Origin of the sequence: Nocardioides sp. (genome assembly GCF_035703625.1) — a bacterium.
In the GTDB taxonomy this organism is placed as follows: domain Bacteria; phylum Actinomycetota; class Actinomycetes; order Propionibacteriales; family Nocardioidaceae; genus Nocardioides.
The window spans coordinates 1-24,740 of record NZ_DASSXS010000297.1; the positions used below are offsets into that span (position 1 = coordinate 1).

Genomic DNA, 24,740 nt, shown 5'->3' on the forward strand with positions numbered 1-24,740 from the left:
GGACCAGTCGCTCACGAAGCTGGTGCAGACCCAGCGGGACAAGGGCCTGACCCAGCTCGACAACAAGGGTGTGCCGGCCGGGTTCACCTACCTGGGGCAGTTCATCGACCACGACCTCACCCGCAATCCGCAACCGCTGCCCGCCGGGCCGTTCGACCCGACCACGCTGAAGAACCTCCGCACCGCCGCGTTCGACCTGGACTCGGTCTACGGCCAGGGCCCGGACGTGGACGACCAGCTGTACGCGGCCGACCACAAGCACTTCCTGGTGCAGGAGGAGAACGACAACGGGGTGCCCGACCTGGTGCGCAACGAGAACGGCGGGGCGTTGCTGATCGAGCCCCGCAACGACGAGAACCTGATCATTGCCCAGCTGCACCTCGCAGTGCAGAAGTTCCACAACCGGCTCATCGACGAGGGCGCGAACTTCAACACCGCCCGCCGGCTCACCCAGTGGCACTACCAGTGGGTCGTCGTCAACGACTACCTCCCGCACGTGGTCGGCCAGGACCGGGTGAACCTGTTCCTGGGCAAGCCGGTGACCAACGGCTTCTACCAGCCCGGCAACGCCGACGCACCGATGACACCCACCGAGTTCTCCACCGCGATCTTCCGCTACGGACACTCCCAGGTCCGCGACTCCTACGAGGTCAACGACCTCTCCGAGGACGCCCCGATCAAGGTCTTCGACCTGACCCCGGGCGCAGAGGACCTGCGCGGCGGCCAGAACCTGAACGAGAGGACGCACATCGACTGGGCCGAGTTCTTCGAGATCGACGGCGCCCCGGCATTCGAGGGCAACCTGTCCCGCAAGCTCGACACCAAGATCTCCGAGTCCCTGTTCAACCTCCCCCTGGGCGCCCCCGGCCTCCCGAGCACCGGCACCAACATCCTCGCCCAGCTGACCCTGGTCCGCAGCTCGCGCTACGGCATCCCCAGCGGCCAGGACGTCGCCCGCGCCATGGGCATCCCGGTGCTCGCCAACAACAAGCTCGGCCTCAGCCAGACCGCCTACCCCGACTTCCACGGCGAGGCACCCCTGTGGTTCTACATGCTGGCCGAGTCAGAGCTGAAGGAGAACGGCGCCCGACTGGGAGCCGTCGGCGGCCGCATCATCGCCGAGGTCTTCATCGACCAGCTCGCCGTCGACCCCAACTCCTACCTCAACGCCAGGCGTCCGTTCACGCCCTCCGTCGACCACGAGGGAGCCTTCACCATGGGCGACTTCCTCACCTTCGCCGGCGTCGTCGAGGAGGAGCCAGCCCCCTGACAGAGTCAGAAGCAGTCGAACGGGACCGTCAACGACGGTCCCGTTCGGGCGTTCCGGCCCGGGACGATGTCGGTGGAGCCAAGGGGACTCGAACCCCTAACCCCCTGCTTGCAAAGCAGGTGCGCTACCAATTGCGCCATGGCCCCGTGGTGGCGCCTCCCGGGCGGTCAGGCCCTCGGCTGACCCGGGCCGCTGGCGGAGTCGACGTTGTCGGTCGCCTGGGCCCACAGCTCCTGCTCCGCCCGGCTCTCCTCGAGCTTCTTGCGGGCGAGGACTGCGCCGGCGGCGGCGACCAGGACCAGCAGGACCTTCTTCATGGTGACTCCTCGCTTGGCGGGCGGTGCGCGATGGGGTGGGCCTAAGAGGACTTGAACCTCTGACCTCTTCCTTATCAGGGAAGCGCTCTAACCGTCTGAGCTATAGGCCCCGGACCGGTGGGGAACACTACCCCACCGTGGACAACGCCAACAAAACGGAGCGGGGGGTCCTCAGCGGTCTTCGGTGAGGGTGACCTCGATGCCGCCCAGCAGCGCGGCTGCCATGTTGTAGAGGAAGGCGGCGAGGGTCGCGATCGCGGTGATCAGGACGACGTCGATGACCGCCACCAGCATGGTGAAGCCCATGACCCGGGAGACGCCGACGTAGTTGGTGACGTCGAAGTCACCGGTACTGTCGCCGCCCAGGATGTTCTGCACGGTCTGGTTGATGGAGTCCCAGACACCTGCGGCGCCGAGCACCGACCAGACCATGAAAACCGAGACCACGGTGACCAGCCCGAAGGCGATCGACAGCAAGAAGGCGGTCTTCATGACCGACCAGGGGTCGATCCGGGTCAGCCGGAGCCGGGCCCGGCGTGGCCCACGGCCCTTCCTGGCGGCCGGCGACTTGTGGACCGGCGGCTGCGTGTCCGCACGGGCATTGGCGCGGTGCTCGTCCGCGGCATTCGCGAGCTTGGCCTGGATCCGGTCGGCCAGCGGCTGGCGCGCCGTCTGGTCCTCCCCACGCCCGGCGTGGGTGCCGGTGCGGGTGGCAGTGCGCTCAACGGGGCGCTCGGCCATCAGGCTTCACCCTCCTCCGGAGTCTCGGGGTCAGTCGGAGTGGTTCCCGATCCCTCGATTGTCGCATCCTCGGCCACATCCGGCGATTCCGCGTCCGTGGCTGCGCCGGCCTCGCTCGTCTCGTCGGGCAGCACCTCGGCCTCCTTCGTCTCGACCGAGCGCGCGACCACGGCGACGGCGTCGCCGTCCTTGGGGGTCACGAACCTCACGCCCATCGTGGATCGTCCGGTCGCCCGGAAGTGCTCGTTGATGGGGCTGCGCACGACCTGGCCGGCCTGGGTGATCGACAGGATCTCGTCGCCCTCCTCCACGATGAAACCGCCGACGAGCACGCCACGCTCCTCGTTCGCCAGCGACATGGCCTTGATCCCGATGCCCCCGCGCGACTGCAGGCGGTACTCGGAGATCCTCGAACGCTTGGCGAAGCCACCGTCGGTGATCGTGAAGACGTACTGCTCCTTCACGTCGGGCAGGTCGCCCGCGGCGGTGGAGTCGCCGGCAGCCGTCGCCCTGGCCGCCGCGGCCTCCTCGGCGGCGACCGGCTCGGCCCGGATCACCGACATCGAGAGCAGCGAGTCCCCCTCGCGGAACTTCATGCCGTTGACGCCGGAGGTGGCCCTGCCCATCGGGCGCAGCTGGGTGTCGTCGGCGCGGAACCGGATCGCCTGGCCCTTGCGGGAGACGAGCAGGATGTTGTCGTCGGCGTTGACCAGCTCGGCGCCGATGAGCTCGTCGTCGTCCTCACGGAAGTTGATCGCGATCACGCCGGCCTGGCGGGGGCTGTTGTAGTCACCCAGCCGGGTCTTCTTGACCAGGCCGTTGCGGGTCGCCAGCACGAGGTACGGCGCCTGGTCGTAGTCGCGGATCGCCAGCACCTGTGCGATGTTCTCGTCGGGCTGGAAGCTGAGCAGCCCGGCCACGTGGCCCCCCTTGGCGTCACGCGACGCCTCCGGCAGGTTGTAGGCCTTGGTGCGGTAGACCCGTCCGGCCGTGGTGAAGAACAGCAGCCAGTGGTGGTTGGACGTCGCGATGAAGTGCTCGACGACGTCGTCCCCGCGGAGGGTGGCGCCACGCACACCCTTCCCGCCGCGCTTCTGGGTGCGGTACTGGTGGCGCAGGGTGCGCTTGGCGTACCCGCCCCGCGTGATCGAGACGACCAGCTCCTCGTCGGGGATCAGGTCCTCCATGGAGAGGTCGCCGTCGGCCGGGATGATCTGGGTACGCCGGTCGTCGCCGTACTTGCCGACGATCTCCGCCAGCTCCTCGCCGATGATCTGCCGCTGGCGCGACTCGTGGGCCAGGATGTCCTGCAGGTCGGCGATCTCGCGCTCGATCCGGGCCAGGTCGTCGACGATCTTCTGGCGCTCGAGCGCCGCCAGCCGGCGCAGCTGCATGTCGAGGATCGCGTTGGCCTGGATCTCGTCGATGTCCAGCAGCTCGATCAGGCCCTGCCGGGCGTCGTCGACCTCGGGTGAGCGCCGGATCAGCGCGATGACCTCGTCGAGCCGGTCGAGGGCCTTGACCAGACCACGCAGCACGTGGGCGCGCTCCTCGGCGGCACGCAGCCGGAACCGGGTGCGCCTCTGGATCACGTCGAGCTGGTGGCTCACCCAGTTGCTGATGAACTGGTCGATGGTCAGCGTGCGCGGCACGCCGTCGACCAGCGCCAGCATGTTGGCGCTGAAGTTGGTCTGCAGCTCGGTGTGCTTGAGCAGGTTGTTGAGCACCACCCGGGCGACGGCGTCGCGCTTGAGCACGACGACCAGCCGCTGACCGGTGCGACCCGAGGAGTCGTCGCGGACGTCGGAGATGCCCTGGACCTTGCCGGAGTCGGCCAGCTCGGCGATCTTCAGCGCCAGGTTGTCGGGGTTGACCATGTAGGGCAGCTCGGTGATGGACAGCGTGGTCCGGCCCTTGCTGTCCTCGTCGATCTCGATCACGGCCCGCTGGGTGACCGAGCCACGCCCGGTGCGGTAGGCCTGCTCGATCCCGTCGTGGCCCACGATCAGCGCGCCGTTGGGGAAGTCGGGGCCCTTGATCCGCTCGACCAGGGCGTCCTGGAGCTCCTCGCGGGAGGCGTCGGGGTGCTCCAGCGCCCACTGGGCGCCCGCGGCGACCTCGCGCAGGTTGTGCGGAGGGATGCTGGTGGCCATGCCGACCGCGATCCCGGCGGACCCGTTGACCAGGAGGTTGGGGTAGCGCGACGGCAGGACGATCGGCTCCTGGGAGCGGCCGTCGTAGTTGGGCTGGAAGTCGACGGTCTCCTGCTCGATGTCGCGGACCATCTCGAGCGCGAGCGGCGCCATCCGGCACTCGGTGTAGCGCATCGCGGCCGCGGCGTCGTTGCCCGGCGAGCCGAAGTTTCCCTGGCCGTGGATCAGCGGCGCCCGCATCACCCAGGGCTGGGCGAGCCGGACCAGGGTGTCGTAGATCGCGGTGTCGCCGTGCGGGTGGTACTGACCCATGACGTCACCGACGACGCGCGAGCACTTGGAGAACCCGCGGTCGGGGCGGTAGCCACCGTCGAACATCGCGTACAGCACCCGCCGGTGCACCGGCTTGAGGCCGTCGCGCACGTCGGGCAGCGCGCGGCCGACGATCACGGCCATGGCGTAGTCGATGTAGGCGCGCTGCATGGAGGTCTGCAGCTCGATCGGCTCGATCCGGCCTCCCGGTCCAGAGCTGTCGCCGCCGCTCGTCAGGTTCTCGGTCTGCTCGGTCACGTCTCTTCGTCTCTCTGTCGCGTTCTATCCGTGTCTAGCGATCTGGCAAGACAGCTAGATATCGAGAAAGCGAACGTCCTTGGCGTTGCGCTGGATGAACGACCGCCGCTGCTCGACGTCCTCGCCCATCAGGGTGGAGAAGACCTCGTCGGCCTGGGCCGCGTCGTCGAGGGTCACCTGCAGCATCAGCCGCCCGGTGGGGTTCATGGTCGTCTCCCACAGCTCCTCGGCATTCATCTCGCCCAGGCCCTTGTAGCGCTGGACGGGGTTCTCCTTGGGCAGCTTCTTTCCCTGCTCCAGGCCGTCCCGGGTGAGCAGCTCGCGCTCGGAGTCGGAGTAGACGAACTCGTGCTCGTGGGGCTTGTTCCACCGGATGCGGTAGAGCGGCGGCTGGGCCATGTAGACGTAGCCGTGCTCGATCAGGGGCCGCATGAACCGGAACAGCAGGGTCAGCAGCAGGGTGTTGATGTGGTGGCCGTCGACGTCGGCGTCGGCCATCAGCACCACCTTGTGGTAGCGCAGCTTGGCGAGGTCGAACTCCTCGTGGATGCCGGTTCCGAGCGCGGAGATGATCGCCTGGACCTCGGTGTTGGCCAGCACCTTGTCGATGCGGGCCTTCTCGACGTTGAGGATCTTGCCGCGGATCGGGAGGATCGCCTGCACCCGCGGGTCGCGTCCCTGACGGGCCGAGCCGCCGGCGGAGTCGCCCTCGACGATGAAGACCTCGCACTCGGCGGGGTTGGTGGACTGACAGTCCGACAGCTTGCCGGGGAGGCCGCCGCCGCCGAGCAGCCCCTTGCGGGAGCGGGCGAGATCGCGTGCCTTGCGCGCGGCGATCCGCGCGGACGCCGCGGCCTGCGCCTTCCGCACGATGTCGCGGCCCTCGGCGGGGTTCTGCTCGAACCACGCACCGAGCTGGTCGTTCATGATCCGCTGCACGAAGCCCTTGGCCTCGGTGTTGCCGAGCTTGGTCTTGGTCTGGCCCTCGAACTGCGGCTCGCCGAGCTTGACCGACACGATCGCGGTCAGCCCCTCGCGGATGTCGTCACCCGAGACCCGGTCCTCGCGCTTCTTGACCAGGCCCCACTCCTCGCCCCAGTGGTTGACCAGGCCGGTCAGCGAGGCGCGGAAACCCTCTTCGTGGGTGCCGCCCTCGTGGGTGTTGATGGTGTTGGCGAAGGTGTGGACCGACTCGGTGAAGGTGGTGTTCCACTGCATGGCCACCTCGAGGCTCATGTGCTCCTCGGCGCTCTCGGGCGTCTCCGCCTCGAACGAGATCACCGTCGGGTTCGCCTTGTCCTTGCGGCGGTTGAGGTGCTCGACGTAGTCGACCAGTCCGCGGTCGTACTTGAAGACCCGCTCGATCCCGCCCGCCTGACCGCGCCGGATCGCGTCCGACCCGGCCTGGTCGAGGTCGGAGGCGACGGTGTCGTCCTCGACGGCGTCGGCGAGGTCGTCGGCCACCGGCCGCTCGTCACGGATCACGATCTCGAGGCCCTTGTTGAGGAAGGCGTACTCGCGGATCCGGGTGGTGATGGTCTCGAGGTTGTAGGTCGTGGTCTCGAAGATCGTGTCGGAGGCCCAGTAGGTGACGGTGGTCCCGGTGCTCTCGCCCGGCTCCATCGGGCGAACCTGCTCGAGGTCGCCGTCGGGTACGCCGAGCTGGAAGCTCTGGCGCCACAGGTGGCCCCGGTTCCGGACCTCGACGACCAGGCGGCTCGACAGGGCGTTGACGACCGAGACGCCGACGCCGTGCAGGCCGCCGGAGACCTTGTAGCCGCCACCGCCGAACTTGCCACCCGCGTGCAGCATGGTGAGCGCCATCGTCACTGCCGGCAGCTCCTGGCCGGGGGCGGTGTCGGTGGGGATCCCTCGACCGTTGTCCTCGACCCTGACCCCGCCGTCGGCGAGCAGGGACAGCACGATCCGGTCGCAGTGGCCGGCGAGGGCCTCGTCGACCGCGTTGTCGACGATCTCCCAGATCAGGTGGTGGAGGCCACGCTCACCGGTGGACCCGATGTACATGCCGGGTCGCTTTCGCACCGCCTCGAGGCCCTCGAGGACCTGGATGGCGGACGCGTCGTACTCGACTCCGAGGGGTGGTGCTGTGCCGGATCGCTGGCTGGTTTCGACGGGGGCTTCGTCGGTCACGCACACCTCTTCGCAACGGGCCATCCGACCCGGGACGGACCCGGATCCGGCATGGCGCTGACATACAGAAGGTCGCGGCTGGATGAGCCGGCGACCCGGTGTCCATGATACCGCCTGGCGCCCCGCATTCCACGTCCTGACCCCCGAATCGGGGGGATCTGTGGACGAGAATCGCCCCTGAGCGCCGCGTGAAGGCGGCTGCGGCGCCCTCGCAGGGTGGCGCATGGGTACGGGTACGGCCGCGCGGCCGTCAGATCGGCAGATTTCACTTCGAGACGGGCCTGGACGGCCCTCCTCAGTACCAGCAGCCGTTATCCATAGGTGTCGCGGGGGCCCCGGCCGTCGCGCACCGACCGGGATCCGCGCTTCCAGGACGGCCCGTGCGGACCGAGGATCTCGATGACGGTCACCGTCCCGTGACCGAGGTCCTCGTTGAGCCGGCGTACGACGCTCGGGGCGAGCAGCCTCAACTGGGTGGCCCAGGCCGTGGAGTCGGTGCGCACGACGAGCCGGCCGTCGGCGAAGGACTCGGGGGTGGTGTGTGCGGCGATCTCGGGTCCGACGATCTCCGCCCAGCGGGCGAAGACGCCCTGCACCCGCAGGTTCAGGTCCCAGCCGTGGTCCGCGACGATGCGGCCCACCGTGGTGTCGAGCGGCTGGGGGTCGCGCTCGTCAGGGTGGGCACCGCTCGAACGGCCCGGCGCCGGGCGCGCGCCGCCGCCCTTCTTCCTCGGCTTGCGGACCGGGGTCGATCGCGCGGAGGCACGGGTCAGGGCGCGAGCCAGGTCGAGTCCGTCCTCGGCATGGTCGCCGGGCTTCTCCGTCGGCTCCTCCGGTGCCGGAGGGGACTCCTCGTCAGCCATCCCGGCTCACCTCCCCGCCCCCGACGGAGTAACGGACTCCCGACAGCGACTCCGGGACGTCCGCGGCCACGGCGGCCGTCACCAGGACCTGCTCCGCACCGGAGACCAGGTCGGCGAGCTGGGCCCGGCGGTCACTGTCGAGCTCGGCGAACACGTCGTCCAGGATCAGGATCGGGTCGTCACCGTCGGCGCGGAGCAGGTCGTAGGACGCGAGCCGCAGCGCCAGCGCGAACGACCACGACTCCCCGTGGGACGCATAGCCCTTGACCGGGAGCCGGGTCTCCGGCGTCCCGAGGCTGAGCAGGAGCTCGTCCCGGTGCGGGCCGACCAGCGAGACGCCGCGGTCGAGCTCGTCAGCACGCCGCTCGGCGAGCGCCTCGAGCAGTGCGTCGACCAGCGGGTCGTGGTGGCTCGGCTGCTGCGAGACCGCCTCCCGCACCTCGGGGGACAGGTCGAAGGACGGCCGGTACTCGATCTCGGCGTCGTCGCGCGAGGCACCGCGGGCCACGGTCTCGTAGGCCTTGCCCAGGTACGGACGCAGCTCCTCGACCAGCGCCAGCCGCTCGGCGAGGAGCTCGGCGCCGGTCCGCGCGAGGTGGGCGTTCCACACCTCCAGGGTCGAGAGCGCCGAGGTCTCGCCGGAGGAACCGCGCCGCGCGTTCGCCGCCGTCCTCAGCAGCGAGTTGCGCTGCCGCAGCACCCGGTCGTAGTCCGAACGCACCCCGGCGAGCCGTGGGGTGCGGAGCACCAGCAGGTCGTCGAGGAACCGCCGACGCTCCGACGGGTCGCCCTTCACCAGGGTCAGGTCCTCGGGGGAGAACACCACCGTCCGCACCAGGCCCAGCAGGTCCCGCGGGCGGGGGAGCGGAGACCGGTTCACCCGGGCCCGGTTGGACCGGCCGGGGTTGAGCTCGACCTCGAGCGTGGCCTCACGACCTTCGCGTACGACGACCGCCCGGACCAGGGCCCGGTCGGCTCCGGACCTGACCAGGGGCGCGTCGGTGGCGACCCGGTGGGAGGCCAGTCGAGAGAGGTAGTCGACGGCCTCGACGAGGTTGGTCTTGCCCTGACCGTTGCGTCCGAGGAAGGCGCTCGCCCCCGGCTCGAGCGCGACGTCGACCTCGGCGTAGGAGCGGAAGTCGTGCAGCTGGAGGCGCGCGACGTACACCGCGGGCTAGCTCTCGGCCGGTTCCGGACCGCTGCCGGAGCCCGCCTGCCGCGCCGACCCGGACTGATCCGGTGCGCCCTCGCCCGGGGAGTCGCCGCCCTTGGGGGCACCGGTGCGCATGGCGTGGCCGCCGAACTGGTTGCGCATCGCCGCGACCGCCTTCATGGCGGGGGAGTCGTCCTGGCGGGAGACGAACCGGGCGTAGAGGGCGGCGGTGATGGCGGGGGTGGCGACGGCGTTGTCGATGCCCGCCTCGACGGTCCAGCGGCCCTCGCCGGAGTCCTCGGCATAGCCGCTGATCCCGGACAGCCCCGGGTCCTGGTCGAGTGCTGCCACCAGCAGGTCGAGGAGCCAGGACCGGATGACGGTGCCTTCGCGCCAGGAGCGGAACACCTCGGTCACGTTGTCGACGAGGTCGACCTTGTCGAGCAGCTCCCAGCCCTCGGCGTAGGCCTGCATGACGGCGTACTCGATCCCGTTGTGGACCATCTTCGAGAAGTGGCCGGCGCCGACCGAACCGGCGTGGACGGCACCGAACTCACCCTCGGGCTTGAGCGCATCGAAGGCAGGCTGCACCTTGGCGACGTCGTCGGCGCTTCCGCCGTACATCAGGGCGTAGCCGTTCTCGAGGCCCCAGACCCCACCGGAGACGCCGCAGTCCACGAAGCCGATGCCCTTGCCGGCCAGGTGGTCGCCGTGGATCTGGTCGTCGGTCCACCGGGAGTTGCCGCCGTCGACGACGAGATCTCCCTCGTCCATCAGCTCGCCCAGGGTCCGGATCGTCTCCCGGGTCGGGTCGCCGGCCGGCACCATCACCCACACCACGCGGGGCGTGGGGAGCTTGGCGACCAGGGCCTCCAGGCTCTCGACGTCGGAGACCTCGGCGTTGCGGTCGTAGCCGACGACGGTGTGCCCGCCGTTGCGCAACCGGGTGCGCATGTTGCCGCCCATCTTGCCGAGACCGACCAGCCCGATGTCCATCCCGTCAGTCAACCACGCACCGGGTCAGGACAGCAGCCGTCGCGGCATCAGCAGGTAGCGGAACCCGGAGTCGTCGCGCCCTTCGGGGGTCGAGCCCGAGATCACCACCGGCTTGGACGCCTGGGTGAAGGCGAGCTCGACGACCTCCTCGTCGATGGCGGTGAGCCCGTCGAGCAGGAACTGCGGGTTGAACCCGGTGGTGATGTCGTCGCCGTCGATCTGGGCCTCGATCGACTCCGAGGCCTGCGCCTCGTCACCCGACCCGGCGTCGAGGGTGAGGACGCCGTCGCTGAAGGCCAGCTGCACCGCGGTGTTGCGCTCGGCCACCAGGGCGACGCGCTTGACCGACTCGATCAGCGTGGCCTTGTCGATCTTCGCCACGGTCTGGTGCTCGTTGGGGAACAGGCTGCGGACCTTGGGGAACTCACCGTCGAGCAGGCGGGTGGTCGTACGGCGCACTCCGCCCGGGCCGGCTCCCTCGAAGCCGATGATCCCCTCACCGCGGCCGCTCGCCGCCAGGGCGATGGTGACCTCGCTGCCCGCGGTCAGGGACTTGGCCGTGTCGCCGAGCACGCGCGCCGGCACCAGCGCCGCGAGCGACTCGTCGGGGGTGCGCGGGTCCCAGCCGAGCTCACGGTGGGACAGCCGGAACCGGTCGGTGGCCAGCAGCGAGATCGTGGGTCCGTCGATCTCGATCCGGACGCCGGTCAGCACGGGGAGCATGTCGTCGCGCCCGGCTGCGGTGACCGCCTGGGCGACCGCGTGCGCGAACTCGTCGCTCTGCACCGTGCCCGTCGCGGTGGGCATGTCGGGCAGGGTCGGGTAGTCCTCGACCGGCATCGTCTGGAGGGTGAACCGCGCCGAGCCGCAGGTGAGCGAGACGCGGGGGCCGTCGAGCACCATCTCGACCGGCTTCGCGGGCAGGCTGCGGCAGATGTCGGCCAGGAGGCGTCCGCTGACCAGGGCCCGGCCCTCGCCGGACACCTCGGCGGACAGGGTCGCCCGGGCGGAGGTCTCGTAGTCGAACGTCGACAGGACCAGACCCTCGTCACCGGCGTCGATCAGCAGACCGGAGAGGACGGGAGCGCTCGGGCGGACCGGGAGGCTGCGGGCGGCCCAGGCGACGGCATCGGCGAGCACGTCGCGTTCGACGCGGAACTTCACGGTGTTGGTGTCCTTACGACTTCGAGCGGCTTCTGGATTGAGCATCCTGCCATGCAGGTGGCTGCGGCGGGAGAGATGGCACGGATCGGGTCGGTCGTCCCCAGAAAGAGGGTCGAGTAGTTGTTCACCGGAGATCCATCCCATGTGTCGGTTCGTGGGAGTCGTAGCAGTGGTGGACTCTGTGGAGAGAGACGATCGGCGCAGGTCAGGCGGCGATTCCGGATGCACAGGCGGTGTGGACGACCGCCCGGCGAACCCGGCACGTCGTGTGGAGGACGAGATGTCAGGAATTGTCGTCCCGCGGCTTGTTCACAGGCTGTGCAGCCTTGGTCGAGGTCGGCCCACATGCTGTCCACAGGGAATCAGGACTGACGGGCCTGCATCTTGATCCGGTTGGTGAGCTCGCTGACCTGGTTGAAGACGGCCCGGCGCTCGGCGAGCAGCTGGTTGATCTTCCGGTCGGCGTACATCACCGTCGTGTGGTCGCGGTTCCCGAACTGGGCGCCGATCTTGGGCAGCGACAGCGAGGTGAGCTCGCGGCACAGGTACATCGCGATCTGCCGGGCCATCACGAGGTGACGGCCCCGGCTCGGGCCGGTGAGCTCCTCGATGGACAACCCGAAGTAGGCGGCCGTCTGGGCGATGATCAGGCCGGCGGTGATCTCCGGTTCGCCTCCCTCGGGGATCAGGTCCTTGAGCACGATCTCGGCCAGGGTCATGTCGACCTCCTGGCGGTTGAGGTTGGCGAAGGCGGTCACGCGGATGAGGGCGCCCTCGAGCTCGCGGATGTTGGTCTGGATCTTGGAGGCGATGAACTCCAGCACGTCGGGGGGAGCGGTCATCCGGTCCATCGCGGCCTTCTTGCGGAGGATCGCGATCCGGGTCTCGAGGTCGGGGGGCTGGACGTCGGTGATGAGTCCCCACTCGAACCGGTTGCGGAGCCGGTCCTCGAGCCGCTCGAGGCGCTTGGGCGGGCGGTCCGAGGTGAGCACGATCTGCTTGTTGGCGTTGTGGAGCGTGTTGAACGTGTGGAAGAACTCCTCCTGGGTCTGGGTCTTGCCCTCCAGGAACTGGATGTCGTCGATCAGCAGTACGTCGACGTCGCGGTACCGGCGCTTGAACCGATCCTGCCGGTCGTCGCGGATCGCGTTGATGAACTCGTTGGTGAACTCCTCGCTCGACACGTAGCGCACCTTGGCCCCGCTGTAGAGGCTGCGGACGTAGTGGCCGATCGCGTGGAGCAGGTGGGTCTTGCCCAGGCCGGAGTCGCCGTAGACGAGGAGTGGGTTGTAGGCCTTGCCCGGCGCCTCGGCGACGGCGACCGCGGCCGCGTGGGGGAACCGGTTGGAGGAGCCGATGACGAACGTCTCGAAGGTGTACTTGGGGTTGAGCCGGGTCTCGAGGGCGGTCGGCCTGGTGGCCGCCGGTGTCTCGGGGAACTGAGGTCCCGGCTGGTCCGGAAGCTCCGAGGCTTCAAACCGATTTGTCGACTTGTCGTCGTCTCGACTCGTCGCTTCGTCGCTGTCGGGCTTCGCCTGGTCGAACTCCGCCCTCGTCTCGTGGGCCTGCAGCGACGGATTGACCGTGACCGCGAGCCGGATCTCCCGGGCGAAGGCCAGGGTCAGGGCGTCCTCGAGCTGGCCGCGCAACCGGCCCTCGAGCTGGCCGCGGGTGAACTCGTCGGGGACGGCGATGATGGCGGTGCTCTCGTGCAGCGTCACCGGTTCGCTGGCCCGCAGCCACGCCCGCTGGTTGGGCTGGAGCTCGTCCACGACATTGCGCCAGGCGGCGCCGAGATCGGCCGTACTCTGCTCCACGGAGCCCTGCTTTCGGGTGGTTCGTCGCTGGTCACGAAATGGTGCCCACATTTGAGTCCACAGCTTTGTCCACAGGCTGTGCACCCGTCCTCCATTTCGTGGAGGATCATGCCCGAGAGGCCACGCGAGTGGAGCCAGAATCACTGTTTCCGCAGGTCAGCGGCGGATTTGACGAACTGTTGGGTACGTCACACCCGGTGGGTGATCGAGCTGGTCCGGCGGTGCCAGGGAAGCTCGGTGAGGGCGAAGGTAACAAGCGGCCACGGCTGGCGGCAAGGCGTCATCCACAGGCTGGCGGGCGGGAGCCCCGCGGTGGTTTGACCCGCCGAGAACCCAGCGCGTACCGTTGCTCGGTCACCAGGTGTCGACCGGTGCCGCATGTCCACGAACAGGGTCGTCCTCGTCGTGGGTGAGCGGTGCCAGCCGATGTGGCACACCGCTGATCCGCGCCCGGTGAACGTCCTGAAGACCACCGAAAGAGATACTCGTGAGCAAGCGTACGTACCAGCCGAACAACCGTCGCCGGCACAAGGTCCACGGATTCCGCCTGCGCATGCGCACCCGTGCGGGTCGCGCGATCCTCTCCTCGCGTCGCCGCAAGGGCCGCAAGAGCCTGTCGGTCTGAGCCGGCCGTCCCGGCCAGGCATGCGTCCGTGTCGAGCGCGGTCCACCGGCTCACCGGGAGTGCGCAGTTCTCGCTCGCGATCCGGACGGGTCGACGAGCCGGTAGCGGCACCCTCGTGCTGCATCTGGCCCGTACGGACTCCGGTGGCCCACCCCGGTTCGGGTTCGTCGTGAGCCGCGCCGTGGGCAACGCCGTCGCCCGCAACCGCGTCAAGCGTCGGTTGCGCGAGCTCGTCCGGGCGCGACTCGAGGAGCTCCCGACCGGGTCGGTTCTCGTCGTGCGGGCGCTGCCGCCCTCGGGAGCGGCGTCGTACGCGGAACTCCGCTCCGACCTGGCTCGTTGCCTGACTCGAGTGATTCGATGAAGTATCTGCTGATCGGCCTGCTGAGGGCCTACCGCGCCGTGATCAGCCCGATCTACGGGCAGGTCTGCCGCTACCACCCTTCGTGCTCCGCGTATGCCCTGGAGGCGGTGACCGTGCACGGCAGTGCTCGTGGCTGCTGGCTCGCCGTACGCCGTCTTGCCCGCTGCCACCCGTGGGCAGCAGGCGGATACGACCCCGTTCCACCTCGCCCGTCTCGCTCTGCGGCGAGCCTCACCCCCGGCCAAGGAGCCTGATGATCGACTTCTTCAGCGAGCTCGGCAGCTTCATCATGACGCCGCTGTACTTCGCCATCTCGTTCGTGCTGGACCTGTTCCACCAGCTGTTCAGCAGGTTCATGGACCCGGCCAGCGGTGCAGCCTGGGCGCTGTCGATCATCGGGCTCACGCTCGTGATCCGGGCGGCGCTCATCCCCCTGTTCGTCAAGCAGATCAAGTCCAGCCGGAACATGCAGCTGATCCAGCCGAAGGTGAAGGCGCTGCAGAAGAAGTACGGCCACGACCGGGAGCGTCTCGCCCAGGAGACGATGAAGCTCTACCGCGAGACCGGGACGAACCCGTTCGCGTCGTGCCTGCCGATCCTCTTGCAGATGCCGATCTTCTTCGCGCTGTTCAGCATCCTGAACAACGCGGCCAAGGAGCAGCCGAAGGGTGTGCTCACCCTGGAGCAGGCCCGTCAGTTCGGCGAGGCCGAGCTGCTCGGGGTGCCGCTGTCCGCGACCTTCCTGAGCGCCGGAGGCGACGTGGGGGTCATGATCATGGCGGCCCTCCTCGTGATCGCCATGACGGCCACGACGTTCCTCACCCAGCGTCAGCTGATGAGCAAGAACATGCCCGCCGATGCCCTCAGTGGTCCCTACGCCCAGCAGCAGAAGATGCTGCTCTACGTCCTGCCGCTGGTGTTCGCGGTCGGCGGTATCGCGTTCCCGATCGGCGTCCTCATCTACTGGACGACCTCGAACCTGTGGACCATGGGCCAGCAGTTCTACGTGATCCGCAACAACCCCGCTCCCGGGACGCCGGCCGCGCGGGCGAAGGAGGAGCGGGACAAGGCCAAGGCTGCCCGGCACGGCGTGGTGGTGACGGCCGAGGAGGCGACACCGGTCGAGGAGACCGCGGCAGACGAGCGCCCGGCGCGCCAGCAACCCAAGAAGCAGTCGCGCCAGCAGCGCCGATCCGGCGGCGGCCGACCCACGAACAAGAAGAAGGGGAAGAAGCGATGAGCGAGCACGACAGCGACACGCAGACTCAGATCGCGGACGAGGAGTCCGTGGACACGACGACGGAGCAGGCGGCCGAGGAGACCGGCGGCCGGCCGGCCGGGGAGACGGCCCGGCTCGAGGCCCTGGAGACCGAAGGCGAGATCGCGGCCGACTATCTCGAGGAGCTCCTCGACATCGCCGACCTCGACGGTGACCTCGACATGGACGTGGAGGGCGACCGTGCGTCGGTGTCCATCGTGGGAGCCGACCTGAGCCAGCTGGTCGGACGCGACGGTGAGGTGCTGGACGCCCTCCAGGAGCTGACGCGCCTCGCGGTGTACCGCGAGACCGGAGAGCGGTCCCGGCTGATGCTCGACGTGTCGGGCTTCCGCGCTCGCAAGCGGGAGGAGCTCGTGACGCTGGCGGCGAAGGCCATCGGAGAGGTCCGGGAGTCCGGCGAGCGCAGGAGCCTGGACCCGATGAGCCCGTTCGAGCGGAAGGTCGTCCACGACGCCGTGGCGGCCGCCGGCCTGACCTCGGAGTCCGAGGGCGCCGAGCCGCGGCGCCACGTGGTGATCCTTCCGTCCTGAGCCGGAGGTTTCACGTGAAACCGTCCGGGGCCTCGCCCCCGCCCCCCTCCGCAGCCGAGGTGTTCGCCCCTGATCGCCTTCGGCTTGCGGGGCGGTACGCCGATCTCCTCGCCACCGAAGGGGTGGTACGCGGCCTGATCGGCCCCCGCGAGGGAGCCCGCCTGTGGGAGCGACACCTGCTGAACTGCGCCGTGCTGGGCGAGCTGGTGCCCGACGGCGCGGAGGTCTGCGACGTGGGATCGGGGGCCGGACTGCCGGGCCTCGTGCTCGCCATCGTGCGGCCCGACGTGCACGTGACCCTCGTGGAACCCCTCCTGCGCCGGACCACGTTCCTCCAGGAAGTCGTCGACGAGCTCGACCTGACCGGGGTCGAGGTGATCCGCGCCCGGGCGGAGGCGTTGCACGGAGACCGGGAGTTCGATCTGGTGACCTCCCGGGCCGTGGCTCCGCTCGGACGGCTGCTGTCGTGGTCGATGCCCCTCGTCGCCCCGACGGGCGCCATGGTGGCGATGAAGGGAGCGTCGGCCGCGGACGAGGTCGCGGCGGTGGAGAAGGAGCTGGCCCAGCTCGGCTGCGCTCCCCCGGAGGTGCTCACCGTGGGGGCCGGTGTGGCCGATTCGCCCACGACGGCGATCCGAGTGGTGTGGGCAGAACCCGCAAGGGTACGTTTGGCCCGCGCGCAGCCGCCGTCGAAGAAGAGCACGTCGCGACGACCTCGAGGGTGAGCAGCCAGGTGACAGACACTCGGGAAAGCCGGCCGACCGTGCAGGATGGGGGAGACGTGGGAAACCCGTTCTCTGGCTCCACGATTCGGAGCCTGGGGTGGCCCGGCGACCCCGCCGAGGAGTTATCCACCGGTCTGGGGTGGCCCGGTGAGCGCGAATATCCACAGGACGACGAGATTTCTCCACAGCCCGACCCAGTGATCGAAAACCGCCCTGTTTCACGTGAAACGCAGGAAAGAGGCCCCATGGTGCGCACCGCCGGAGACTTGGCGGACGGTCCCACCGAGACCGAGGACCAGCAGTACGGCGACCACAGCACCCCCCTCGCCCGGGCGGCCGAGCACATCCTCCGTGCCCGGCACGGGGTACAGCTCGGCCCGACCCTGCACCGCCCCGAGGCGACCCGGGTGGTGGTCGTCGCGAACCAGAAGGGCGGAGTCGGCAAGACCACGTCGACGGTGAACGTGGCGGCCGGATTGGCCCAGCTCGGCCAGCGAGTGCTGGTGATCGACCTCGACCCGCAGGGCAACGCCTCCACCGCCCTCGGTGTGGACCACAGGCGAGGCGTGCCGTCCACCTACGACGCCGTCGTGGAGGGCGCGCCCCTCGCGGAGGTGAGTGTGCCCTGCCCCGACGTGGACGGTCTGATGGTGGTGCCGGCGACGATCGACCTGGCCGGTGCCGAGATCGAGCTGGTGAGCGTGGTGGCGCGTGAGAGCCGGCTGGCCAAGGCGATCAAGGGCCATCCCCTCGTCGGCTCGGCGGCCGAGGTGGGGGACGAGAGGTTCGACTACGTCTTCATCGACTGCCCGCCCTCGCTCGGCCTGCTGACCCTGAACGCGCTGGTCGCCGGCGAGGAGATGATGATCCCGATCCAGGCGGAGTACTACGCGCTCGAGGGCCTGGGACAGCTGCTCGAGACCGTCGAGATGGTCCGCCAGCACCTCAACCCACGCCTGAACGTCTCCACCATCATGGTCACGATGTACGACGCCCGGACGCGGCTGGCCTTCGGTGTGGCCGAGGAGGTCCGCGAGCACTTCGGTGACCAGGTGCTCAAGACCACCGTCCCCCGATCGGTCCGGGTCTCCGAGGCGCCGTCGTACGGCCAGACGGTCATGACCTACGACCCCGGCTCGACCGGGGCGCTGTGCTATCTGGAAGCCGCCCGCGAGATCGCCACCAAGGGAGCCCCGTCGTGACCAGCACCAGGACCCCCCGCCGCGGCCTCGGCCGCGGCCTCGGATCCCTCATCCCCACTGCCCCGGCCGATGGTCCGGAGGCGGCCGACGCGCCGAGCGCGGAGGTTCGGCCCGACGGCAGCCCGGCCGCCCACGCTGAGGGCAGCGCCGGGGCGGACCCGGCGCCGGGCGCACCCACGCCGAACCTGGTCGGGGGTGCCTACTTCGCCGAGCTGCCGCCCTCACGGATCCGACCGAACCGCGTCCAGCCTCGCCAGGTCTTCGACGAGGAGGCCATGGCCGAGCTGGTGCACTCCATCTCCGAGGTGGGCCTGCTCCAGCCGATCGTGGTGCGCCGTCTCGGCGACGGCGACTACGAGCTGGTCATGGGAGAGCGACGCTGGCGCGCGGCGGAGAAGGCCGGCCTGGAGTCGATCCCGGCGATCGTCCGGGAGACCGGCGACGACGACATGCTGCGCGACGCCCTCCTGGAGAACCTGCACCGCTCGCAGCTCAACCCGCTGGAGGAGGCGGCGGCCTACGCGCAGCTGCTCGAGGACTTCGACTGCACGCACGACGAGCTGGCCTCCCGGATCGGTCGCTCGCGGCCACAGATCAGCAACACCCTGCGGCTGCTGCGGCTGAGCCCTGCGGTGCAGCGCCGCCTCGCGGCCGGCGTCCTCTCGGCCGGCCACGCCCGTTCCCTTCTCGCCGTCGGCGACGAGGAGCTTCAGGACAGGCTCGCGCAGCGCGTGGTGGCCGAGGGCATCAGTGTCCGGGGTCTCGAGGAACTGGTCGCGGTCGGGGAGACGGGTGCGGCGCCCCCTGCGCTCCAGGCTCGCCGCAAGCCGGTGGCGCCGGGGCTGACCGAGCTTGCCGACCGGCTCTCGGACCGCCTGGAGACCCGGGTCAAGGTCGACCTGGGCCGGAGCAAGGGCAAGATCACCGTCGAGTTCGCCTCGATGGACGACCTGCAGCGGATCGTCGACGTGATGGATCCGCGCAACCGCGACGACCGCCCCATCTGAGGTTCCTCGTGACTCACGAGCCTCCGGTCACCGCAGGTCACCATGTCGACAAAGTGACAAACCGATGAAACGGCTTGTAGATCTACTGATCTAGCGCCGTTCCCTCACCGGTTGCCCGCTTGGCGGCGCGGCGCCGCTTCTCCTCGGCGTCGAGCCGTGCCGCCTCCTCGGGGGTGGGCGCGCCTCCCCCGTGCGACGCCGGCACCCACCAGGCGCCGGGCGGCTGCTCGTCGGCCGGGTAGTCCGCGATGGCGTCGTCGAGCATCTGGGACATGGCGGCCCGCAGCTCGGCGGTCTCGGCGACCGGATCGACGCCCGCGGGGTGCTGGGGCGGGCCGACCCGGATCAGGATCGTCTTGCCCCGGGAGAAGTCACGAGGATGGTCCTTGGTCATCATCCGCTGGGTCCCCCAGAGAACGACCGGGACCAGGGGCACACCCGCGGCGGCGGCGATGCGCACCGCGCCTGTCTTGAACTCCTTGAGCTCCATGGCCCGCGAGATGGTGGCTTCCGGGAAGATGCCCACCGCCTCGCCCGCACGCAGATACTCCACCGCCGTGTCGTACGACGCGGTCCCCGCGCCACGGTCCACCTCGATGTGGTGCAGCGAGCGCATCAGCGGACCGGTGTACCGGTGGTCGAACAGCTCGCGCTTGGACATGAAGCGGACCTTGCGACCCGACGGGTTGGCGGCCAGGCCGCCGTAGACGAAGTCGACGTACCCGATGTGGTTGACGGCGAGGAGCACGCCACCGGTGCGGGGCACGTGGTCGGTCCCGGTCATCTGGATGTTCTGCCCGAGCAGCCGGAACGCGGCCTTGCAGGCCAGGATGATGGGCGGGTAGGTCAGGTCGCGCACAGGGGCCCTCTCGGTCGGCTGCCGGCTCGATTGATGCGCAGCGTAGCCGTCAGCGCATCGTCGCGAGGAAGTCGGCGATCCGGCCGATCGCCTCCTCGAGCATCGTGACGTCGGGGAGCGTGACCAGCCGGAAGTGGTCGGGCAGCGGCCAGTTGAAGCCGGTCCCGTGGGTGACGAGCAGCTTCTTCGCCCTCAGCAGGTCGATCACGAACTGCTCGTCGTCCTCGATCGGGTAGACCTCGGGATCGAGGCGGGGGAAGCAGTAGAGCGCGCCCTGGGGCCGGACCGAGGACACGCCGGGGATCTCGTTGAGCAGTCGGTGGGCCAGCATGCTCTGCTCGTAGTAGCGACCGCCCGGGACGATCAGCTCCTCCACCGACTGGTAGCCCCCCAGGGCGGTCTGGATCGCGTGCTGGGCGGGCACGTTCGCGCACATGCGCATGTTGGCGATCAGGGTGAGGCCCTCGAGGAAGTCCTCGGCGATCTCCCGAGGCCCGGAGATCATCACCCAGCCCGCCCGGTAGCCGCAGACCCGGTACGCCTTGGAGAGCCCGCTGAAGGTCAGGCAGAGCACGTCGTTGCCCGCCGCGGTGGCCGCGTGGTGGTGCACCGCGCCGTCGAAGAGGATCTTCTCGTAGATCTCGTCGGCGAAGACGACGAGATGGTGGCGGCGGGCGATGTCGACCAGGCCCTCGACGATCTCCCTGCTGTAGACGGCCCCGGTCGGGTTGTTGGGGTTGATGATGACCAGGCCGTGGGTGTTCTCCGTGATCCGGGACTCGATGTCGGCGAGGTCGGGGTTCCAGTCGTTCTCCTCGTCGCACCGGTAGTGCACCGGACGCCCCCCCGAGAGCGTGACCGCACCCGTCCAGAGCGGGTAGTCGGGGGCGGGCACCAGGATCTCGTTGCCGTCGTCGATGAACGCCTGCAGGACCATGGAGATCAGCTCTGACACGCCGTTGCCGATGAAGACGTCATCGACGCTGACCTCGCGCAGGCCGTGCTCCTGGTAGTAGTGCGCGACGGCGGTCCGGGCAGGGTAGATGCCCTGGGAGTCGGCGTACCCCTGGGCGTCCGGCAGGTGATGGACCATGTCGGCCACGATCGCCTCGGGAGCGTCGAAGCCGAAGGGCGCCGGGTTGCCGATGTTGAGCTTCAGGATGCGGTGGCCCTCGGCCTCGAGCTTCTGGGCTTCCACGAGGATCGGCCCCCGGACGTCGTAGCGGACGTCATGGAGCTTCCTGCTCTGCCGGATCGGGCGCACGGCCGACATCCTCTCAAGAGCCCGAGCCGGGTCTAGCATGGGCTCCGGGAGGAAGACGGATGTCACGCAAGGTCGTCCGGCTCACACCGGACCTGCTGGCCGCGCTCGAGGCGCCGTGCCGCACCTGCCTGTTCTGGGAGCTCGATCCGGTCCGGCGCGCCCTGGTGTCCGACGCCGCGGCCGAGAAGGTGGTCTGGACCTCGCACGTCCTGCGGGAGTGGGGCTCGTGCGGGCGGGTGGCGCTGGTCGACGGGGAGCCGGTCGGGTACGTCGTCTACGCGCCCGAGGCGTTCGTGCCCGGCGCTGCCGGTTTCCCGACCGCTCCGGTCTCCCCGGACGCGGTCCTGCTCACGACGGCGTACGTCGACCCGGGCCATCGGCGCGGTGGACTCGGCCGGATGCTGATCCAGGGGATGGCCCGTGACCTGGTGGAGCGCGACTTCCGGGCGGTCGAGGCCTTCGGAGACACGCGCGGGCGGAGGTCGTGCGTGCTGCCGGCCGACTTCCTCAGCCGGGTGGGCTTCAAGACCCAGCGTGCCCACAGCACCACGCCGCGCATGCGCATGGACCTGCGGACCACCGTCACCTGGCGCGGCGAGGTGGAGGCTGCACTCGAACGCCTGGTCGGCGCGGTTCGGCCGGTGCGCCCGGCCCCCAAGGTGACCGGGCCCAGCCGTCGCTGAGGATCAGGCGATGTAGTCGGAGAGCTCGTTGAGGAGCGCCGCCTTGGGCTTGGCACCCACGATGGACTTCACGACCTCGCCGCCCTGGTAGACGTTGATGGTCGGGATGCCGGTCACGCGGTACGACGACGGGGTGACGGGGTTCTCGTCCACGTTCATCTTCAGGAAGGTGATCTTGTCGCCGTGGTCGGCGGCGATCTCCTTGAGGATCGGGTCGACCTGACGGCAAGGACCGCACCACTCGGCCCAGAAGTCGACCAGCACGGGCTTGTCGGACTTGAGGACCTGGGTCTCGAAGTCGGAGTCGGTCACGGCGGAGATGTCGGCCACGGATCTACCTTTCGTCGATGTCTGAACCAGTCAACAACAGCACGGGGACAGTTGTTCCGCGCAGGGTGCGTGTCGATGAGTGCTCAGGCACCCGCAGTCTGCACGGTCTCGGTGACCGCCTCGGTGGCCGCCTCGGTGGCCAGCGCGTCGCCGGCGGTGGATGCCTCGTGGTCGAGCGCGGCGATGTAGCGCTCGGCGTCGAGGGCGGCCGCACAACCAGTGCCGGCAGCGGTCACGGCCTGCCGGTAGTGGTGGTCGACCAGGTCGCCGGAGGCGAAGACGCCCGGCAGGTTGGTGTGCGTGGACGGGTGCCGCACCAGCACGTAGCCGTCCTCGTCGAGGTCCACCTGGCCGGTGAGCAGCTCCGAGCGTGGGTCGTGGCCGATCGCGATGAAGAGCCCGGTGACGTCCAGCGGCCGGGTCTCCCCGGTCTCGGTGTCGCGCAGGGTGATCGACTCGAGCTGCTCGTCACCGTTGATCGACTCGACCTCGGCGTTCCAGACGAACTCCAGCTTGGGGTCGGCGAAGGCCCGCTCCTGCATGATCTTGGAGGCGCGCAGCTCTCCGCGGCGATGGATGAGGGACACCTTGGAACCGAACCGGGTCAGGAACGTCGCCTCCTCCACCGCGGAGTCACCACCGCCGACGACCGCGATGTGCTGGTCGCGGAAGAAGAAGCCGTCACACGTGGCACACCACGACACCCCGCGGCCCGAGAGCGCCTCCTCGCGGTCGAGGCCGAGCTTGCGGTAGCCCGACCCCATGGCGAGGATCACCGCGCGGGCGGTGTAGGTGTCGGTGGCGGTCTTGACGATCTTGGTGTCGCCGGTGAGGTCGACCTCGACCACGTCGTCGGGCACGAGCTCGGCACCGAAGCGCTCGGCCTGGGCGCGCATCTCGTCCATGAGGGCGGGGCCCATGATGCCGTCGCGGAAGCCCGGAAAGTTCTCGACCTCGGTGGTGTTCATCAGGGCGCCGCCGGCGGTCACCGAGCCCTCGAACATGAGCGGGGCGAGAGACGCGCGGGCGGCGTACACGGCGGCGGTGTAGCCGGCCGGGCCGGAGCCGATGATGATGACGTTGCGCGGGGCGGAGTCGGTCATGTGCGGTGGCATCCCCTTGGTCGGTGTCGTACCCGGGCGGTCGTTGATCTGGTCGTGGCTGGAACCGATCGTAGGCGAGGGGCATTCCCCGCCGGCGCACGACCGTCCCGCGTCCGGTCACGGCGCAGGCAGGGTCACCGACCGGACGGGCTCCTGGCTGCCGCAGAGGAAGAGGTCGGCGACCTGGGTGTCGCCCACCGGGCGGCGGAAGACCACGACGGCCGGGCTTCCGCCGTACGTCACCGCGACGAAGCGGCCCTGCCCCCACGAGCCGGCACCGCAGGCAGCCCCGGCCGCACGGTACGCCGAGCCCGGACCGACGTCGGCCGCCGATCCGAGGGGTCCCTCCCGGCGTGCGACGGCGAGATCGGCTGACAGGCTCTGGCGGCGCACCTCGAACAGACCTGCCTTCTCCTGGGCGTCGCCCGTGACGGGGTTCGGCCCGGTCCCCTCCACCCCGCTGTTCGACTCCTTCTGGGCCGATTCCTTCTGGGCCGATTCCCCGCCCGTGTCCCTGGGCGCGGACGACGCGCCGGCCTGGGAGCTCTCGGAGGCGGGTTGCGGCGTGACGACCTGGTTGAGCGCCACCCCGACCACGACCACCGCGGCCGCGGCGACCAGCAGGGAGGCCACGCGGCGGCGGCGTCGGGCGAGGTCGACGACCGGCGCGGTCCGCCCCGGCTCCTGGGCCAGATCGTCGAGGACCCGGTCGAGCCGGGCGATAACGTCGGGGGGTGTCGGTCCGGTGTGACGTGCCTCGGCGAGGAGGCGGCGCACCTCCTCCTCAGCGGGGGTCAGGGGGTCGTCGCTGCTGGTCACGGTGGGCTCCTCCTCTCGGGCTCGGTGGTGTGGACGACGGCGGGCTCAGCTGGGGTCGGGAGGACCACGGGGCTGCGTGGATCTGACGGGTGGCGGCGGGACCGGGTTCCCCGGCGGGTGGTGGTCGGTCTCACCGCCGGGGGCGAGTACGCCGAGCAGCTCGGCCAGCCGGGCCCGGCCCCGGGAGCAGCGCGACTTGACCGTCCCGACCGCACAGTCGAGCATCTCCGCCACCTCGGCGACCGGGTAGCCCTCCATGTCGACCAGCACCAGGGCTGCCCGCTGGTCGGCGGGGAGGGTGGCGAGCGCGGCCAGCACCAGTCGGCGCCGCTCGTCCTCGACCGCCCGGTCGGCGGGGTCGGCCGGGGAACTGGTGGGCAGCGACCCACGGTCACCCCGGCCGTCGAGGTCGTCGGGCAGCGCCTCGGTCCGACGGACCTTCGCGGCCCGGATCCGGTCGAGGCACGCGTTGACGACCACCCGGTGCAACCAGGTCGTGACGGCCGCGTCACCACGGAACGAGCCCGCCCGGCGGAAGGCCGCCACCATCCCGTCCTGGAGCCCGTCCGCCGCGTCGTCCGGGTTACCCATCGTGCGGAGCGCCACTGCCCACAGCCGGTCGCGGTGGCGGCCGAAGAGGACCCCGAACGCCTCGGTCTCACCGTTGACGTGGGCCGAGAGCAGCTCGGCGTCGGACCGGTCGTCGCCCGCGGCGCTGTTGGTGGGGGTGCCGGTGGGGGTGCTCACGGGGAGGG

The 24,740-nt window shown here is 69.9% G+C and carries 25 protein-coding genes and 2 tRNA genes; 10 read left to right on the top strand and 17 right to left on the bottom strand.

Features of this window, described 5'->3' with window-relative positions:
* The coding region (locus tag VFN12_RS15590) for a peroxidase family protein (RefSeq protein ID WP_325119662.1) at positions 1 to 1,270 on the top strand (1,270 nt) is incomplete at its 5' end.
* A gap of 73 nt (positions 1,271 to 1,343) precedes the next feature.
* Here VFN12_RS15590 and VFN12_RS15595 read toward each other — a convergent pair.
* From VFN12_RS15595 to dnaA, 11 genes are all read right to left on the bottom strand, one after another.
* A tRNA-Ala gene (locus VFN12_RS15595) sits at positions 1,344 to 1,416 on the bottom strand.
* A gap of 21 nt (positions 1,417 to 1,437) precedes the next feature.
* Positions 1,438 to 1,587, bottom strand: coding sequence for a DLW-39 family protein (locus tag VFN12_RS15600; RefSeq protein WP_325119663.1), 150 nt, complete (start codon positions 1,585 to 1,587; stop codon positions 1,438 to 1,440).
* A 36-nt stretch (positions 1,588 to 1,623) separates the two neighbouring features.
* A tRNA-Ile gene (locus VFN12_RS15605) sits at positions 1,624 to 1,697 on the bottom strand.
* A 61-nt stretch (positions 1,698 to 1,758) separates the two neighbouring features.
* Entirely contained in the window at positions 1,759 to 2,328 is a 570-nt protein-coding gene (locus VFN12_RS15610; protein ID WP_325119664.1) for a DUF3566 domain-containing protein, read from the bottom strand.
* Positions 2,328 to 4,964, bottom strand: a complete 2,637-nt coding sequence (gene gyrA / locus VFN12_RS15615) for a DNA gyrase subunit A (RefSeq protein WP_325119693.1) — start codon at positions 4,962 to 4,964, stop codon at positions 2,328 to 2,330. Before gyrA ends, VFN12_RS15610 begins: the two co-directional genes overlap by 1 nt.
* A 141-nt stretch (positions 4,965 to 5,105) precedes the next feature.
* A complete protein-coding gene (gyrB, locus tag VFN12_RS15620; RefSeq protein WP_414690053.1) occupies positions 5,106 to 7,226 on the bottom strand; it encodes a DNA topoisomerase (ATP-hydrolyzing) subunit B in 2,121 nt (706 codons plus the stop codon).
* Between the two features lie 287 nt (positions 7,227 to 7,513).
* Positions 7,514 to 8,065, bottom strand: a complete 552-nt coding sequence (locus VFN12_RS15625) for a DUF721 domain-containing protein (protein WP_325119668.1) — start codon at positions 8,063 to 8,065, stop codon at positions 7,514 to 7,516.
* Positions 8,058 to 9,233, bottom strand: coding sequence for a DNA replication/repair protein RecF (recF, locus tag VFN12_RS15630; RefSeq protein ID WP_325119669.1), 1,176 nt, complete (start codon positions 9,231 to 9,233; stop codon positions 8,058 to 8,060). The genes VFN12_RS15625 and recF overlap by 8 nt, the downstream gene beginning before the upstream one ends.
* Positions 9,234 to 9,239: 6 nt before the next feature.
* On the bottom strand, positions 9,240 to 10,214 hold the full coding sequence (gene gnd / locus VFN12_RS15635; RefSeq protein WP_325119670.1) for a phosphogluconate dehydrogenase (NAD(+)-dependent, decarboxylating): 975 nt from the start codon (positions 10,212 to 10,214) through the stop codon (positions 9,240 to 9,242).
* Between the two features lie 24 nt (positions 10,215 to 10,238).
* Positions 10,239 to 11,378, bottom strand: a complete 1,140-nt coding sequence (gene dnaN / locus VFN12_RS15640; RefSeq protein WP_325119672.1) for a DNA polymerase III subunit beta — start codon at positions 11,376 to 11,378, stop codon at positions 10,239 to 10,241.
* 362 nt (positions 11,379 to 11,740) lie between these two features.
* Positions 11,741 to 13,246, bottom strand: a complete 1,506-nt coding sequence (gene dnaA / locus VFN12_RS15645) for a chromosomal replication initiator protein DnaA (RefSeq protein WP_325119674.1) — start codon at positions 13,244 to 13,246, stop codon at positions 11,741 to 11,743.
* 436 nt (positions 13,247 to 13,682) lie between these two features.
* Here dnaA and rpmH point away from each other — a divergent pair, with 436 nt between their 5' ends.
* The 8 genes from rpmH to VFN12_RS15685 all read left to right on the top strand — a co-directional run bounded on the left by rpmH (position 13,683) and on the right by VFN12_RS15685 (position 18,927).
* Positions 13,683 to 13,820 (top strand): 50S ribosomal protein L34, encoded by a 138-nt coding sequence (gene rpmH, locus VFN12_RS15650; RefSeq protein ID WP_109507056.1) that lies wholly within the window; start codon positions 13,683 to 13,685, stop codon positions 13,818 to 13,820.
* 28 nt (positions 13,821 to 13,848) lie between these two features.
* Positions 13,849 to 14,184, top strand: a complete 336-nt coding sequence (rnpA, locus tag VFN12_RS15655) for a ribonuclease P protein component (RefSeq protein WP_325119675.1) — start codon at positions 13,849 to 13,851, stop codon at positions 14,182 to 14,184.
* Entirely contained in the window at positions 14,181 to 14,438 is a 258-nt protein-coding gene (gene yidD, locus VFN12_RS15660) for a membrane protein insertion efficiency factor YidD (RefSeq protein WP_325119676.1), read from the top strand. The genes rnpA and yidD overlap by 4 nt, the downstream gene beginning before the upstream one ends.
* Entirely contained in the window at positions 14,438 to 15,424 is a 987-nt protein-coding gene (gene yidC / locus VFN12_RS15665; RefSeq protein WP_325119677.1) for a membrane protein insertase YidC, read from the top strand. The genes yidD and yidC overlap by 1 nt, the downstream gene beginning before the upstream one ends.
* Entirely contained in the window at positions 15,421 to 15,993 is a 573-nt protein-coding gene (locus VFN12_RS15670; RefSeq protein WP_325119678.1) for a protein jag, read from the top strand. Before yidC ends, VFN12_RS15670 begins: the two co-directional genes overlap by 4 nt.
* 59 nt (positions 15,994 to 16,052) lie before the next feature.
* Positions 16,053 to 16,718 (top strand): 16S rRNA (guanine(527)-N(7))-methyltransferase RsmG, encoded by a 666-nt coding sequence (gene rsmG / locus VFN12_RS15675; protein WP_325119679.1) that lies wholly within the window; start codon positions 16,053 to 16,055, stop codon positions 16,716 to 16,718.
* 245 nt (positions 16,719 to 16,963) lie between these two features.
* Positions 16,964 to 17,920, top strand: coding sequence for a ParA family protein (locus tag VFN12_RS15680; protein ID WP_325119680.1), 957 nt, complete (start codon positions 16,964 to 16,966; stop codon positions 17,918 to 17,920).
* A complete protein-coding gene (locus tag VFN12_RS15685) occupies positions 17,917 to 18,927 on the top strand; it encodes a ParB/RepB/Spo0J family partition protein (protein WP_325119681.1) in 1,011 nt (336 codons plus the stop codon). The genes VFN12_RS15680 and VFN12_RS15685 overlap by 4 nt, the downstream gene beginning before the upstream one ends.
* Positions 18,928 to 19,009: 82 nt before the next feature.
* Here VFN12_RS15685 and VFN12_RS15690 read toward each other — a convergent pair whose 3' ends face one another.
* On the bottom strand, positions 19,010 to 19,786 hold the full coding sequence (locus VFN12_RS15690) for a lysophospholipid acyltransferase family protein (RefSeq protein ID WP_325119682.1): 777 nt from the start codon (positions 19,784 to 19,786) through the stop codon (positions 19,010 to 19,012).
* 49 nt (positions 19,787 to 19,835) lie between these two features.
* Entirely contained in the window at positions 19,836 to 21,059 is a 1,224-nt protein-coding gene (locus VFN12_RS15695) for a pyridoxal phosphate-dependent aminotransferase (RefSeq protein ID WP_325119683.1), read from the bottom strand.
* A gap of 50 nt (positions 21,060 to 21,109) precedes the next feature.
* On the opposite strand from VFN12_RS15695, the gene VFN12_RS15700 reads away from it, so the two are divergent.
* A complete protein-coding gene (locus VFN12_RS15700; protein ID WP_325119684.1) occupies positions 21,110 to 21,733 on the top strand; it encodes a GNAT family N-acetyltransferase in 624 nt (207 codons plus the stop codon).
* A gap of 3 nt (positions 21,734 to 21,736) precedes the next feature.
* Here the strand turns inward: VFN12_RS15700 and trxA are convergent, their stop codons facing one another.
* The 4 genes from trxA to sigM all read right to left on the bottom strand — a co-directional run bounded on the left by trxA (position 21,737) and on the right by sigM (position 24,732).
* Entirely contained in the window at positions 21,737 to 22,063 is a 327-nt protein-coding gene (trxA, locus tag VFN12_RS15705) for a thioredoxin (RefSeq protein ID WP_325119685.1), read from the bottom strand.
* A gap of 83 nt (positions 22,064 to 22,146) precedes the next feature.
* Positions 22,147 to 23,178 carry a thioredoxin-disulfide reductase gene (trxB, locus tag VFN12_RS15710; protein WP_414690054.1) on the bottom strand — a complete coding sequence of 344 codons (1,032 nt, stop codon included), beginning with the start codon at positions 23,176 to 23,178 and terminating at the stop codon, positions 22,147 to 22,149.
* A gap of 105 nt (positions 23,179 to 23,283) precedes the next feature.
* The gene (locus tag VFN12_RS15715) at positions 23,284 to 23,985 is read right to left on the bottom strand and encodes a hypothetical protein (protein WP_325119687.1); all 702 of its coding nucleotides are present in this window, start codon (positions 23,983 to 23,985) and stop codon (positions 23,284 to 23,286) included.
* A 45-nt stretch (positions 23,986 to 24,030) separates the two neighbouring features.
* Positions 24,031 to 24,732 (bottom strand): RNA polymerase sigma factor SigM, encoded by a 702-nt coding sequence (gene sigM, locus VFN12_RS15720; RefSeq protein ID WP_325119688.1) that lies wholly within the window; start codon positions 24,730 to 24,732, stop codon positions 24,031 to 24,033.
* Positions 24,733 to 24,740 lie beyond the last annotated feature (8 nt).